At 30.1% G+C, this 16,222-nt stretch carries 14 protein-coding genes; 10 read left to right on the forward strand and 4 right to left on the reverse strand.

Annotated features, from left to right (window positions below):
* Positions 1–34: 34 nt before the first annotated feature.
* The gene (gene dinB / locus SOP96_RS02655) at positions 35–1,189 is read left to right on the forward strand and encodes a DNA polymerase IV (RefSeq protein WP_326319678.1); all 1,155 of its coding nucleotides are present in this window, start codon (positions 35–37) and stop codon (positions 1,187–1,189) included.
* Between the two features lie 12 nt (positions 1,190–1,201).
* Entirely contained in the window at positions 1,202–4,255 is a 3,054-nt protein-coding gene (locus SOP96_RS02660) for a DNA polymerase III subunit alpha (RefSeq protein ID WP_326319679.1), read from the forward strand.
* 415 nt (positions 4,256–4,670) lie between these two features.
* Here SOP96_RS02660 and SOP96_RS02665 read toward each other — a convergent pair whose 3' ends face one another.
* The 4 genes from SOP96_RS02665 to SOP96_RS02680 form a co-directional block, all read right to left on the reverse strand.
* On the reverse strand, positions 4,671–5,480 hold the full coding sequence (locus SOP96_RS02665) for a hypothetical protein (protein ID WP_326319680.1): 810 nt from the start codon (positions 5,478–5,480) through the stop codon (positions 4,671–4,673).
* Positions 5,481–5,491: 11 nt separating this feature from the next.
* Positions 5,492–5,953 carry a hypothetical protein gene (locus SOP96_RS02670; protein ID WP_326319681.1) on the reverse strand — a complete coding sequence of 154 codons (462 nt, stop codon included), beginning with the start codon at positions 5,951–5,953 and terminating at the stop codon, positions 5,492–5,494.
* A gap of 624 nt (positions 5,954–6,577) precedes the next feature.
* A complete protein-coding gene (locus tag SOP96_RS02675; protein WP_326319682.1) occupies positions 6,578–7,189 on the reverse strand; it encodes a recombinase family protein in 612 nt (203 codons plus the stop codon).
* 427 nt (positions 7,190–7,616) lie between these two features.
* Entirely contained in the window at positions 7,617–10,031 is a 2,415-nt protein-coding gene (locus SOP96_RS02680; RefSeq protein WP_326319683.1) for a hypothetical protein, read from the reverse strand.
* A 290-nt stretch (positions 10,032–10,321) separates the two neighbouring features.
* On the opposite strand from SOP96_RS02680, the gene SOP96_RS02685 reads away from it, so the two are divergent.
* From SOP96_RS02685 to SOP96_RS02715, 8 genes are all read left to right on the forward strand, one after another.
* Positions 10,322–10,537, forward strand: coding sequence for a hypothetical protein (locus SOP96_RS02685; RefSeq protein ID WP_326319684.1), 216 nt, complete (start codon positions 10,322–10,324; stop codon positions 10,535–10,537).
* Between the two features lie 44 nt (positions 10,538–10,581).
* Positions 10,582–10,821 carry a hypothetical protein gene (locus SOP96_RS02690; protein WP_326319685.1) on the forward strand — a complete coding sequence of 80 codons (240 nt, stop codon included), beginning with the start codon at positions 10,582–10,584 and terminating at the stop codon, positions 10,819–10,821.
* Positions 10,822–10,825: 4 nt separating this feature from the next.
* On the forward strand, positions 10,826–11,308 hold the full coding sequence (locus tag SOP96_RS02695) for a hypothetical protein (protein WP_326319686.1): 483 nt from the start codon (positions 10,826–10,828) through the stop codon (positions 11,306–11,308).
* Between the two features lie 318 nt (positions 11,309–11,626).
* Positions 11,627–11,986 (forward strand): hypothetical protein, encoded by a 360-nt coding sequence (locus tag SOP96_RS02700; protein WP_326319687.1) that lies wholly within the window; start codon positions 11,627–11,629, stop codon positions 11,984–11,986.
* A gap of 134 nt (positions 11,987–12,120) precedes the next feature.
* Complete coding sequence (locus SOP96_RS02705; RefSeq protein WP_326319688.1) at positions 12,121–12,579, forward strand: hypothetical protein; 459 nt, start codon at positions 12,121–12,123, stop codon at positions 12,577–12,579.
* Positions 12,580–12,678: 99 nt separating this feature from the next.
* Entirely contained in the window at positions 12,679–12,873 is a 195-nt protein-coding gene (locus SOP96_RS19965; RefSeq protein ID WP_394363622.1) for a helix-turn-helix transcriptional regulator, read from the forward strand.
* Positions 12,874–12,878: 5 nt separating this feature from the next.
* Positions 12,879–14,102: a tyrosine-type recombinase/integrase gene (locus SOP96_RS02710; protein WP_326319689.1), complete on the forward strand. Its 1,224-nt coding sequence runs from the start codon at positions 12,879–12,881 to the stop codon at positions 14,100–14,102.
* Positions 14,103–14,267: 165 nt separating this feature from the next.
* Complete coding sequence (locus SOP96_RS02715; protein WP_326319690.1) at positions 14,268–16,217, forward strand: ATP-binding protein; 1,950 nt, start codon at positions 14,268–14,270, stop codon at positions 16,215–16,217.
* The last annotated feature ends 5 nt before the right edge of the window (positions 16,218–16,222 follow it).

Below are 16,222 nucleotides of genomic sequence, written 5' to 3' on the forward strand. Positions count from 1 at the left end.
TAATTTTGGGACAAATAGTCTCTAATTTTGTAAAGTGAAACGAGCGATTGTACATATGGATCTGGATGCATTTTTTGTGTCCTGTGAGAGACGTAATAACTCCCAATTAAACGGTATTCCTCTGATAATAGGAGGTGGTGACCGAGGAGTTGTTGCATCATGTTCATATGAAGCAAGACGATTCGGTGTACGTTCTGCAATGCCAATAAAAATGGCACTTCGATTATGTCCCGATGCTAAAGTTATTCGGGGTGATTACGAATTGTATTCTAATTTATCACATACGGTTACAGAAATTATTCAGCAGAAAGTTCCGGTTATAGAAAAGGCAAGTATTGATGAATTTTATCTGGATCTGTCAGGAATGGATAAGTTTTTCGGCTGTTATCAATGGACAAAAGAAATTGCTTCATCTGTAACTAAGGAAACCGGACTTCCGATAAGTTTTGCATTATCTTCTAATAAAACAGTTTCAAAGATCGGGACAGGAGAATCAAAACCAGTTGGAAGATTGGAAATCCAGGAGACAGAAATAAAACCTTTTCTAAATCCATTATCAATCAAAAAGATTCCTATGGTTGGAGATAAAACATTCCAATTATTATCAAGGATCGGAATCCGTACAATTCACACACTTTCTGAAATGCCGGTGCTTGTTCTTCAACAAATGATTGGAGTTAATGGAAAAGAACTTTGGAAGAAAGCGAACGGTATTGATGAAAATCCTGTCGTGCCCTATTCCGAGAGAAAATCAATTTCAACGGAAACCACATTTACAAATGATACAATGGATGTTGTGGAACTGAAAAGACTCATATCCGGTATGGTGGAAAAATTAACCTATCAATTAAGGCAGGAAAAATGGCTGACTTCAACAGTAACAGTAAAAATACGTTATGCCAATTTCGATACTGAAACTAAACAGTGTAAAGTACCTTATACATCTGCTGATCATACTTTATCAAGAGTTGCACTCGAACTTTTCAATAAGGTTTACACCAGAAGAATGAGACTTAGATTAATAGGGATCAGGTTTACAGGACTTGTGCATGGTAATCATCAAATGAATTTGTTTGAAGATACCGAAGAACAGATGAGTTTATATCAAACAATGGATTATCTCAAAAACCGATTCGGCATTGATGCAGTTGGTCGTGCTTCAGGTTTTGATTTAGAAAATAAACGCTAAAAAACTTCAATTATGTTTTTGAACTGTCATTCTTATCACAGCCTCCGTTACGGTACTTTATCAATTGAAGAATTGGTAAAGCAGGCGAGTGAATTAAAGGTAAAACAATTGGTATTGACCGATATCAATACGGTTACCGGAATTTATGATTTTAAGAAAGAATGTGAAGCAGTAGGAATTAAACCTATTGTAGGAATGGAAGTAAGAAAAGATGGCAAACTTCTTTACATTACTGTTGCAAAGGAATTTTCGGGGGTAGGCGAAGTGAATAAGACCGTCACAGAATATAATTGTGAAAACAAGGAGCTGTCAGAGGTTGCACCGGAATTTAAAAATGTTTTTGTGATCTATCCTATGAGTAATATCCCGCCTATTTTGAAGGAAGATGAATTTATAGGTGTACGGATCGATGAACTGAATTTTTTAATCAGACCTGAATATAAAAAGTATATTACCAAAATGGTGGTTCTTCATTCCATTACCTTCGGAACGGATGAAGAATATGAATTGCATAAAATTTTACGGGCGATTGATAATAATACATTACTTTCAAAATTAACAAAGAAAGAAATTTGCAGGCAAACTGAATATTTTATTTCTGAAGAAAGACTTTTAAAAATCTTTGAAAGATATCCTGAGATTATCAGCAATACGAAAAACATTCTTGATGCATGTCATTTTGAGTTTAATTTTAAACAAGTTAGAAATAAAAAATTTTATACCAAATCCAAAGAAGAAGATCTGAAACTTCTCAGCCGATTAGCCTATTCGGGTTTAGAAAAAATATATGGGTTAAATCACGAAATCGCAAAGAAAAGAATTGAAAAAGAATTAAAAGTAATAGATGAACTTAATTTTTGTTCTTACTTTTTAATCACGTGGGATATCATCTGTTACAGTAATAGTATGGGGTTTATGCATGTGGGCCGGGGAAGTGGTGCAAATTCTATTGTGAGTTACTGTTTGGGAATTACTGATATTTGTCCGTTGGAACTGGATCTTTATTTTGAAAGATTTCTCAACCTTAACCGAAAAACACCACCGGATTTTGATATCGATTGGTCTTGGCAGAACAGGGATACAATATTGGAATATATTTTTGACCGATATGGAAGAGATCATGTTGCGTTTTGTGGGACTAATGTTGAGTTTAAATACAAATCAATTTTCAGAGAGGTAGGAAAAGTATTCGGTTTGCCTAAGGAAGAGTTGGATGATCTGGCTACAAAACCGATAGAAACTCATGACCGGAATTCTGTTGTGCAAATGGTTCAGAAATACGGTAGGCTACTAGAAAAGTACCCTAATCAAAGAAGTATGCATTCATGTGGAATCTTAATTTCGGAAGAACCAATAACTCATTATACAGCACTTGAAATGCCACCGAAAGGATTTCCGATTGTTCAGTTTGATATGAATGTGGCAGAAGATATCGGACTTGAGAAATTTGACATTCTTTCCCAAAGAGGATTGGGAACTATTAATGATACTGTTAATCTCATTAAAAAGACAAGAGGAATTAAGGTGGATATTCGCGATACAGCATTGTCAAAAGATGAAGTAAAATGCAATGAATATTTGGCAATAGGAAGAACGATCGGATGTTTCTATATCGAATCTCCGGCAATGCGTGGATTGTTAAGACGATTAAAATGTGATAATTACCGAACGCTCGTTGCTGCTTCATCAATTATCAGACCGGGAGTAGCTCAAAGTGGAATGATGAGAGAATACATTTTCAGACATAATAATCCTGATAAATTTGAATATTTCCATTCCGTATTCGAGGAAAATTTAAAGGAGACTTACGGGATTATGGTTTACCAGGAGGATGTAATTAAGATTGCACAGTATTTTGGGGGATTGTCATTAGCTGACGGCGATATCCTGAGACGGGCAATGAGTGGAAAAGGAAGATCACTAAAAAAACTTCAACAGGTGAAAGATAATTTCTTTAATTCCTGTAAGAGAAAAGGACATTCGGAAAAATTAACTACTGAGGCGTTCAGGCAAATCGAGTCTTTTGCAGGATATTCATTCTGTAAAGCACATTCAGCATCTTATGCAGTAGAAAGTTATCAAAGTCTTTATTTAAAAGTATATTACCCTTTGGAATTTATGGTTTCGGTTATTAATAACCAAGGAGGGTTTTACCGTACCGAAGTTTATATTCATGAGGCGAAAATGTCAGGGGGAAATATTCAGGTTCCATGTGTTAACTCAAGTGAGTTTCAAACCATACTAAAAGGAACAGATATTTATTTGGGATTGATGTTATTAGAAGGATTGGAAACAAAAGCAGCACATGAGATTGTTAAGGAACGTGAAATTAACGGAGAATATAAATCATTAGAAGACTTCGTCAGACGGATTAATATTGGGATTGAAACAATACAGATTCTAATTTTTATTGGGGCATTCCGGTTTACTTTTAAACCAAAAAATGAATTGCTAGTTGAAGCAAGATTACTATTAATAAATTTTAAACCTGAGAATAGAGGTTTGATGTTAATTGAAGAACCTGTTCAGGAATTTAAACTTCCACAACTAAAAAGAGAAAATTTCGAGGATGCATTTGATGAAATTGAGTTAATTGGATTTCCGGTGTCATGTAGTCCTTTCGATTTATTAAAGACAAAATACAGAGGATCAGTATTTGTAAAAGACTTATTGAAATTTCATAAAAAACAAGTAAAGATGTTAGCATATCTTATTTCCAGAAAACACGTTCCCACTAAAAAAGGGACGATGTATTTTGGAACTTGGATTGATGTCAACGGTGATTATTTTGACACCGCACATTTTCCAAACAGTTTAAAGGAATATGATTTTCAGGGAGGTGGATGTTATTTATTACTCGGAACAGTTGAAGTTGATTTTCACTTTCCTACCATTACTATTCATAAAATGGCGAAGATGCCGATGATCCCCGATCCCCGGTATTCTTACGATAAAGAAAAACAATATGATATTCACCGTCAAATTAAAGAGGATGTCAGTATGACTTTTAGGAAACCATATCCTCAGGAGCATGAAATTGGACTGCCAAGAAATAAATTTGAATAAAAAAATAAAACCTGAAAATTATTTCAGGTTTTTAAGTTGTATTAATATTACTTGATAGTAGTAAATTCGAATTAATGCCGAATCATCAAAATAATTTCTAATCTTTCGAGCGGTAAACTTTTACACAGATGAAAAGTTGATATGCAAAGAGAAACATTAACAAAAAACAAATATTTGTTCCATGGTCTAAAATGGAGGCCGTTTTATATATTCTCATTTTTGGTGTATCAATTTCAAAATCTTCATACGATATTCCTAATGCGTCATGTAATGTATTGTAGAAATTAGTATGATTGTCAATTACAGCAAACGAAAGAATGATTCCTAAAATACTGATCAAAATTCCAATTAGAGATAATTTCTTCATTGATTTAGTTATTAATTATTATAATTTTAATGGACTGAAGTTCAAAACTTAGTAGCCTCTGTTGTTTTTAAATTCCTTCTCACATTTTAAAGAACAAAATTCTTTCTTAGCAGTTACACATTGAACTTTTATACCTTTTTCATAATCTTTTACATACTTATATATATTTGGAGAGTTCCAACCATCCCCTATAAACATAAATCTAATACCAATTTCGTCAGCCACTGCTTGATATGAGGGTTTCAAATATTTATTTTGAACAAAAGAATTTCCACACCACTTGCAATTACCTTCTTCATTACCACAAATTTGTGACGATGGAATTTCTTTTAAATTTTCAGTTTTTTTTGCTTCTGAACATAATTGCTTAAAAACGGAAAGATAATGTTGATCTTTTTCTAAACTTAAAAGTTCATTTTCAGACGGAATATATTGATATTCTTCGACCTCTTCTACGTCCTCTGACATTACAATATCGTTCCGTGAAAATGTTGATGAATCTTTATTATCACCATTGACTTCTTCCAATGTTTCATTATTTTCACTGTTATCAGTTACAGAAGATTTTCGGTTCTGATCATCAGTCACTATTGTATGCGTAAACCGGAAATTCGATTTTTCTTTCCTGTCAAAATAATCATAAACAATCAACATTGAGAATGAAAATATGAAATAGGCAAACCAATTAGAAAATACCGTAACTTCAAGAACCTCTTTTTCATCATGTTCTGCTACAAAGGAATAAAATACTACAGATAATATTTTTATTATTATGATAATAGAGAAAAACGGTAACAAAAAAGTTGTGGAAATCAGTGACTCAAAGTCAAAATTTTCAAGATAATCAATTAACTTCATGGTATGTTTTTCTATTTTTTGTAATAGTCTAACTTTTTATCTTTCGTTCCGTCACCATTTTGATCATAATAGTCATAATCTTGAAGAATAAGTTCATTTGAATTACTATGCTTTATGTAGTATTTCTCGCCATCAATATCTAATATGTTGGTTGAAGAACTGTAAGAATATGGGTATGTTTCAACACCTCCAATTTGCTGGCATTGGTTAGTCGAATAATTTAAAACGTAGTTCGTCAACAGGTATTTACTATTGGAGGTAAACTCATGTATTGCCTCTATTTCACATTTCGCATGATTGTAAGAATTTAAAGGTACATCGGTTGTTCCATTTAAGATAACAGTTTTGTATCGGTGCCATTTGCCGATGAATTGCTGTGATTGATTTTTGTTTTCTTCTGTTGTTTCGGAATCACCATTTGAACATGATGTCAATGATAGGATAGTTAAGATTGATAGACAAACTTTTTTCATTGTTAAAAGTTTTTATTTCTTCAGTCCCAAAAAGAATTGTTATTAAATAAAGAAAGCATGAGGACTACTAACAAATTCTATCAAGAAGGTTCTGGTAAACCGTTGGAGTCGAAAATGTAGCATCCCCATGCCATATAGATATGACATGGAAGCTGCTAACATAATCCCTCCAAATAAAATTTACCAGATTTTCTTGAGGACGTCGTTAGACAAGCATTCTATGTGTTCGAAATGTCTTTAAAATTGGATTTTTATAATCCTAATTATAGCAAATATAGTCAGTCTTTTTCTATATTGAAAATTTATTAATTCTTATACAGTCTTTTCTGATATATAAAAATTTTAAAAATGCTTTAAAACTATGTTCTTTTTTACGTAATTATTATGATTTTACGGTACTTTTAATGTGTATTTATAGTATTTTTTGTCGTAAGTATTTGCAGGCTTAAATTTAAATTGAAAAATAATTTAATTCACTGTTAAATACTATGAACATTAAGTTTGTTGTAATTTTCACCATTCAAAAATGAAATTATTTTGCACAAAAAATACCGTCATCTAAATGAAATTAACGTTAATTTTTTTATATATAAAAGTAATTTGTTATAAATGAAACAATTCTTATCAAATCATTTCAAGTTTCGTAGCAACTTTTTTTACTTTTTGTACTGTTTTGGTTGACATTTTAAGGAGTTTTCCAATCTCTCTCAAAGTTCTTCCTTTTTTCAGATATTCTAACGCCTTTTTATTTTTTGGTTTATTGATAAAGGTTGCATAACTTTCATTTGTTCCATTGGGTCTCCCAAAAATCACATTTCTCTGTTTTGCTATTAATTTTCCGGCATTTATTCTTTCCCTTAGATTATTCAATTCCTGTTCATACAAACTTGAGATTATGGTAATTATAACTTTCCATATAGGATTTTTCTCTCCATTAGGTCGGGATTGTAGTCCCATGTTTCTTACCACCACATTAATCCCATGCTCCTCAAAGACCTCCAGGGTCTCCAAAACATTTCTTGTATTACGACCCAGACGGCTAATCTCCTCACATGTAATCTCCCGAACAAGCCCGTCTTGTACTAATCGAATTAATTCCCGTCCCTTTTCACGATCTCTAAAATTTACTGTACCTGAAACTTTGTCCAATAAAACCAAATCATATTTATCCGTATCTGCTTCAAAACGATTTCCTGTCTGACCTAAAGTAGAAACTCTATTATATTTAACCCTCATTTTGTTGTAATTTTAATTTCAGATTAAATTTACGGCGAAATCGACTTTCTGCCTACGCTTTTTAGCACTATTTAGCGTTTAAAATAGATGTAGTTTTTGTTTTAATTTATTCGACCGCAGGATAGGTGCAAAACAAAACAGTATATCAATTACCAATAAAAAAGGTGCTTACTAGCACCTTTCAAATACTTATCATCTGATTATTATACCCCCGCCCCCCTTACCTTAAATCCTTCCTCCGTCCCGCCCCCTTTAACTTTTATTAAAAGATAGGGGATGATATCGTGAAAAAATATTTTTGCCAATTTTTTGTCCGGAGTTTAGAATTTGTAATTTTAAATTTTAATTGGGAAAAAACTTTGATAAGAAACACATCCTCAAAATAAAAATAAAAATTTTTCCATTTTTTTGTCTGAAAACGGGACTTTTAATGATTATGCAGATTTTTTTTGATGATAAATTCGTCGGCTATTGATAATGGAAGTCCTGAATAAACCTCTGCTATACATTCATTTCTTAAAGTTCTTGCCCTTCCAACTGCCTGTATTAAATCTGATTCTATTAAATGGATTTGAATATTCCTTAATTCTTCATTATCAAATGTATTGAACATAAATTTAAACCCATTGTATACAATTTTTTGATACCTGAACGGTGACTTGAAGTAATCGAATTTCACCCCCATTAATTTGGCAAGAAGGAAATATTCAATATTGTTTCGGTGCGGAGTTCCAATAACAGTTAAGTCTTTACCACTAAGATAATCGTATCCGGAACAGTTCCCAAAATGTATATCCTGTATAGGATTTTTGAATAATCCTTTAAATTTTTGAAAAGTAATAACTTTCTTATCCCCAACTTCCTCACTGATAATTTGGCCATATCTTTCCAGACCACTTCTTGAACATGAACGTCCCGTATATTGGATTACCTTTCCAACCTGTTCCACATTTCTTATGTCAATAGATTCAAATTCAATATTTGGATACAATCTCTTATAAAACTCAATTGGAATGGTCGCTGAAAGGATAATATTCTTTGCGTTTTTCGGTAGTTCCTTTTTCATAATATAATGAATAGAATCTTCATGTTTGATAAAGAATTTACTGTTGAGGAAATCAAACACATTGGTTTCCAAAATTCTTTTATCATCAATAAATTTAAATAAATCATCCTGATCAATATTAAATAATGGTGTTTCATAAATTCCCTCTTTAAGACTTGCAAGATGATCTGTCACCGATTTTAAAGGTTTGTAAAAATACTGCACTCCAGCTATATCTTTAATTGAAGTTGTTTTTATTTCAACCAATGTATTTAAAGGATCTTCATCAAAAATTACGGTTTTGTGCAAAAGATGATCAGAATTGATTATTCTTTTATGGGTGGACAAAACGGTTATATGAGGATTATCACACAATTTAAGTTGAGAACAGTAATCTAATGCCAACTGCACATCTCCTTTGCTTGAAGGATATTTTCCTTCAGCAACATTCCTTATTGTTTTCATTGATTTTTTCGGTAATCCGATCTGATAAAAGTATTCAATTTTTTTATTTAGAAAGGGATCTTTAAACTGAATCGTATCTGGTGAATAAGTATAATTTACATTCATTCTTCCCTTTATTTCATTTTTCAAATGATTTGTGGGCAAGGCAACAATACAATTTTCCACATTTTCAAGTAACCTCGTTTTACCGATAGCGGTTGGAAGCGAGAAAATATAGGTCTTACAGGATTCTTCATTTGAAATAACCTCATTAAATTTTGAAATCATTTTCTCTTCCGCTTCTTTGAGACTTATATTTTCGATTCGTTTTACAATCTCGATACGTCCACGGATATTACGAACTTCAGTAATAATATCATGAATATCCAGATCTTCGGGACGGCATGAAAACCGATGAACCGGAATAGGATTATATTCTTTATGTTTAACATAAGGTAAAATAGCAAAGTTATTTTTGGAGTATTTTGTTTTACCAGATTTGTTAAAATTATTCATTATGGATTTCATCTTCTTTAAACCACCTCTCATATACATGAGATTGGTTGCCAATCCAAATAATTCTTGATGATATAACCATTCTCCGCTATTGAAATCATTTAAGATTTTTATTTTTTCACACGCCTGATCCCAATCAATAACCTGTTCCCCTGCCATAGAAGTACAATTTAATTTATTATGTGTTGCTAAAAAATGTACATTCTTATTATCATTATATAAGGAATTACAAAAATTAGCATCAATTGAAGTAGTATCAATAGTACTTCTAGTAAGATTATTATCTCTAGCAATTGTATTAATATCAATAAATTGAATGAAATTTTCGAGAGAAAGGGGATTTAAATTGGTTACATTGATATTCGTTCCGCCATAGAAAATTCTAGAAGGATTTTTACAGTTGGGATCTGTGTAGAACAACTTTTCCAAAGTTCTCATAATTTTTGCATATGTTTTTATACATGTAATTGGAATATCAAAGAAAAGAACAATTCTGAATTTGTGCGCATGTTCAGAACTACTGAAAGTATCATAATGTAAATTAGGTATAATATCAAATTCTTTGAATTTTGAGTATACTTCTTTCAGAGTGATTCTCCCCTTATCAAAATCCATCCCAATTATTGAAGATTTTATCCAATTTTCATTTTTTATCGGTCCAGAAAATACACCGCCACACCAACTGTGTGCATCCGGCTTCAAAATTACTTTCGAAAAGTCTTCAACTGTTGATTCGATCGGTATCATTGAATTATATACGATTTTAAATAAATCATCATTTATTTTTTGATTGAATACTCTTTTACTAATAAGGTATTCAAATTTTAATTTTTCCATTCTTTATTTTTTTGAAAAATTATAGATCAATACTAGTCTTAATATGATATAGAAAAAAAAGTATAATACAAAATCAAAAAAATTAAATTTATTAAATAGTAAAAAAAACACATCCTAAATAGATTTATTCGCAGCAAAAAGGGAATATTAAAAAATATATGTTTATAAAAACAACTTTATTTTTAAATATTTATTAAAATAAATTTGGTTTTCCAAAAAATTACGGCTATTATATTAATATGAAACCCATCCAAGGGATCCCGGATGGTTTAATATTTAATATTTATATAATGAAAAACGAGAAAAAACAAAAAAATTCGGATGAAAACTTAATTTTCACGAACCGCCCGCTTTTACATTTCTTAGATGAAAGTAAGTCAAACGATCTTAAAAATTTCGCAAAACTCTACCCAAATAGCTATAATATTAATTTCGAAAGATTAGAATTTTCTGAAGAAATCAAACTAAAATTTATAAAACTTCCTTTCGGTGCATGTGGTTTATAGGCATCTCAGATAATAATAAGGCGGTGTATCATGCCTGCAATTTGGTGGACCTATATGCTGAGTACAGATTATTATATGAAGATCCCAATCCTGACCCGACAAAAGAAAGGGAATTATGTTGGAACTCACTTAAAGAAGAGTACCCACAAGATGGTAATGATGGCTGTATCATCATATGGGATGAAGAAAGCGAAAAAAGACGTGAGGAATTTATTGTAGAAGATTACATAAGTACGGTATTACCCAAAATAATTTTTAATTTATACAACAACCTTAATAAATAAGAAAATGAAATTAAATAGAAAAAATAAAACACTAAATGAATTGAGTATTGTCAAGGAACTTTGCATATCACTAATAAAAGTTATGGATAGACTCGATAAAGAAAATTATAATTTATATTACGGAAATATCATAAAGCAAGAATTTATGCGAATGGACTTTTCGGAAAATCTATCAAATAAATATCCAAATGTACAGTATCCTTTTTATGGGCAAGGATTTATTGGAATAAGTGACAATATGAAATCAGTTTATCATGTTCCCTATTTAATAGATTACATTGTAGACCGACGATTGCATTACGGTGAAGCAATATCAGATGATCCTATCATTGAAAGATCCATTAGCTGGAAATTACTTGGAGGGGAATATGCCCCTACAGATTATCTTGAAAAAAGTATTTTAATATGGGATTATGAAGCAGAAAAACAACGTCTCACTGATATTGATGGTGAATATGAGAATTTTAAGAGCAATTTTTTTGTCTAAAAACTTTATAAACAATAAAAATTAATAAAACTATTATGAATAATAATTCTAACAAATTGTATCATATTTACGACAGCGCAATTATTGGTACTACTAATAATAATAGAACAATTTACAGTGTAAAACGAATAAAGGATATAATTCTAGCGGATTATTACGAACTTTATAACGATCCAGAAAAAGCAGAATATATATCATTCCAAATTACAGACCTACTAATTTATAGTTTCTGCAAATCTTCGAAAAAAGATATATCACCAGTATTTGTTAATGACTTGCCTTACAATTCCAAACTTGATTTATTTTAAGAATTTAAAAATGAAAACTAAAAAAATTATCTGTTATGATGCAGAGGACCTAGGGGTTTTACCTGATCCTTTAATAACTGAACAATTGGTATACGAAACATTAGTAGGGATTACTGAAGATAATCAATCTATTTACAATATTGATTCAATAATTAGAAACTACGAAAATGAGTATATCAAAGGAAATATTAATTCGCCTTCGGTGGAAAATATTCTGGACTATATTGAAAAATCAATGAATACTTTAAGAAATATAAACATTACCAATTCTAATTGTATTCGCAAAGAACCATTATTTTGTTATGACGACAATATTATTATGGACGTAGGAACATTTCCATCATATTCGACAGTCGAAATAAAGGTGTAATTTACTAACAAAACTTACCTAAAATAAGTACTTTTTATCGACTTACCATAAGGATATTGTCATCATTTATGTGGTGACTTTTCACTCCCAAAAAACTTTATTATACAACTAATAATTATAAATATTATGAGTATATGATAGCTAATGTGCAAATTTTAGGTATAACTATTAAAAATAAAATGAATATAATACAATTTACAAGGAAGAAATATTCTTCTAAACTTAAAAAAAATTATCCAAAATCAATCTTTATTCCAGATAAAGATTTTCATGAAATGATAATTGGCGTTACAAATGACGGTCGCATCGTTTATAACCCATATGAAATGATCTCCAAATTAATGTATAAAAACGCTAACAAGTTTACTGATCCGGTAACTCTAGAAATTGACGACTTGCATCTATTCGAATATTGTAGCGAATTAGAGAGAGACAAACAAAAAATGTGGCAGCTAAAATATTTTAAAGAACCACTTTCGCCAATATTTTGTGAAGATTATGACTTTATTTATAAATCGCTACCGAAAACAATTTTGAACAGAAAATACTATTTTAAAAATTTTATTGACGAGGATTTGTTTGAGAGTAAATGAAAATGATAAAATTAATATTTTGATAATTCCCATCAAAGGCGTAGCATTGCCTACGTCTTTGATTTTTTAAAAATAAAATCAATGAAAGAATGTATATATATGGACCTTAATTCACTATTGAATTATATTCCCTTAAAGAAATCAACTATCTATTCGAAAGTATCGCGAAAACAAATACCATACAGAAAAATAGGTAAAAAATTAATTTTCAATAAAACAGAGATAAACAATTGGATAAACAACAGCGGTAAACATATAGCACCTGAAGAAGATTTTCCAACTTTAAATATATAATCAATATGGCAACCTGTACCTTAATTTTGGATAAAAGAATTAAACTAAAAAAAGAAAGTTATAATCTCAGCATCCGTGTAATTGATGGAAAAAATCAACTATATCTCAATATTTCAAAAATGACAGAAGCGCAGTACGTAAAAATTTTTGTAAAAAAGGAAATGGAGATAAGAATGGTAGAATTTCGTAAAAATTGTCAAGAACAGGTTGCCAAAGTTGAAAAAATAATTTCAGAACTGAGAACATTTGATCGGAATCTAATAAAAAAACTTTTTTTTGGAAAAGATGAAGAAGTAAATCAGAAAGATCCAAAATTAACATTAAAATTAAATGACTTATTTACAATATATTGTGATGAAAATGGACATTTAAGTATTAGAACGAAAATTCATATTAAACAATCAAAAAATGTTTTTACTAGAGAATATAATGACTTGACAATTATGGAAATAACACCGGAATTTCTGAAAAAAATTGAGCGCAAAAGATTACAAGAAGGCGTATCAATTTCTTCAATAAATTCCAATTTTAGGGATCTCCGAACGGTAATAAATTATTTTATGAAAAAGAAAAACATATTGCCAGCCCATTATTTTTATCCCTTTGGAAAAGGTGGTTATTCTATTTGTGAATATTTCCCGAAAAAACAAGTTTTTACTAATGATGAAATTTCTAAGATTATAAACCTTGACGAATTTGAGAGTAGTGATGAAGAGTTTGCTCGTGATATTTGGGAATTATTGTACCGTTGCAATGGTATCAACTTTGCCGATCTTTTAAGACTAAGATGGGATCAGAGAAAAGGTAACTGTTTTGTATTTTTCAGAAAGAAAACAGAGAATACCAGAAAAAAAATGAGACAGGAAATTGTTGTTCCAATAAATCAAAAAGTAGAAAATATTATAAGTAAAGTTGGTGATAAGAACAGTCCTTTTCTACTTGGGTTTTTAAAAGATGGCTACACTGATGAAAACTTTGATTATATGAACCGGAAAATTAGAAAAAATGTCAATAAATCTCTCAAGCAAATATCTGAAAGACTCAATTTATCAATTACCCTTCAATTAAAAACCGCCCGAGATTCTTATGCAACAGTACTGAGAAGAAATGGAGTTTCTATTGACTTAATTTCTGAAATGCTAACACATTCAAATACAACAGTTACAAAACATTATCTCGACAGTCTAGATACGGAAACTGTTTTTAAAGTAAATGATAAATTAATATAATTAAAGTTCTGTAAATGGATTTATGACTCCTAAATCCAAACATCGAATTTTATATGATCTCAAAAAGCGTTTAAAATCTTAACACTTTATTAAAATATGTTTTCATATAAATTTTTATTTGTTATACTAATTGTTTAGATTTACTCTCCTTAAACTTCACATTGCATGAGCCAAATGTTAGCTTCAATAAGTAGAATTGTCACTGAAGATATTAGTTCAAGAGTCAATCAATATGATGTAATTTTTGAATTAATTACTAATTCCATACACGCCAATGCAACGGATATAAAATGTTATCTAAATACAAACGACAACCCTTTCGAAGGCGATGAATATGTTCCTCCTAAATTAAATACAATTAGAATAGTCGATAATGGTGACGGTTTAACCGATAAAAATTATAATTCTTTTTCCACGTATAGATCCGAATATAAAAAAGATTTAGGATGTAAAGGTGTTGGACGATTTGTTTTGTTAAAAGTTTATGAATTTGTAAATTACTCAAGTTATATTCCGTCAGTAGGTGAAATTAGAAAATTTAAATTCGATTTTGATTTTGATACTGATCACATAAACAAATCTGAAAGTGATTGTACGGAAAATAAAACAGAAGTTTCCTTAAATTATATAAATAAAACTTACTATGATTTTGATAAAAAAATTGACAGACGGATTCTCTTAGATATTGATGATATCAGAAATAAGGTTTTAATGAATCTAATTCCAACACTATTCTTTTATCAAAAAAAGGGAGTAAATGTTAACATTCACTTCATAAATGAATTTGATGGTACTACTATAAAGATCTCACCGGAAGATATTCCCAATTTTACTAATATACCTTTCGAAATAAAAAATTATTTAGGGAATTCCATATTATTCAATTTAAATTACAAAATTTCTAATAATATTGGTAATTTAAATGCGTATTACTGTGCAAATAATAGAACTGTATGCGAATTCCATGAAAAAGATTTAAAAATATCAATGCCTTATGGCTATTCTGGTTTTATGCTTTTAGAATCAGAGTATTTAGATGAAAGATCTAACAATGAAAGAAATGATTTTGATATTTTTCCGGTTAAAAAAGATATGTATTCAACATTATCTTGGGATACTATTAATAATGAAATAAAAAAAATTTTTAGTGAATTAGTAAAAGATGGAGTGCCAGAAACCGAAAAAATAAATAAAGAGAAATTAAGAGAAATTCATAATGAAAGACCTTATCTAACCCAATATATAGAATCTGAAGATATAGATTTAGCCGGTTTTCTAGATAAACGACATATCATTGATAAAGCAAAAAAGAAGTTTGATAATGCTAAAGAAAAAGTTCTTACAAATTCAGGAAAAGCCAGTTATACTGACACTGAACTAAATGAAGCAATCCAATTAACACAAAATGAATTGGTATCTTATGTGAATGATAGAGTAATTGTAATTGAAAGATTAAAAAGCCTTGTAGATAAAGGTGAAAAGGTGGAATCAATTATTCACAATATGTTCATGGAAAGATACACGAAGGATGATTATTTTAGTGTAGGAAAAAATAATCTGTGGCTTCTAGATGATAGATTTACCACTTATTCGTATGCAGCAAGTGACCGTAGAATTACTGATGTTTTACAAGATATTGATTTGTCAAAAGACGAAATTGATATTTTAAATGATAAACCTGATCTTTCACTTTTCTTTTCACATAATCCACTATCCCCGGATCGTTTAAAGTCTGTTCTAATAGAATTAAAACCTTTTGAATATAAGAATAAATCCCATAGAAAGAAGCACCAAGGTATTCTACAATTAATTGAATATTTAAAGGCATTTAAATCAAGAGAAAAAATTGATGAAGTATATGGTTATTTAATCACAGATATTGATTATAAATTCTCAGAAGCACTATTACAGGATGATTTTATACCATTATTTTCGTCTGAACATCCGATTTATCATAGGAATTATGATAAGATTGGTGTTTCGGTTTTTGTGGTTAGTGCTAAAACTTTAATCTATGATGCAGAAGCAAGAAATAGAACATTTTTAGACATAATAAGAAAGCAAGCTAAAATCAATTTTTTATTAAAAGAAGAAGAAGAGGAAAAACTTAGCTAAAATAC

This window comes from Chryseobacterium salviniae, assembly GCF_035819015.1.
Classification (GTDB): Bacteria; Bacteroidota; Bacteroidia; order Flavobacteriales; family Weeksellaceae; genus Chryseobacterium; species Chryseobacterium salviniae.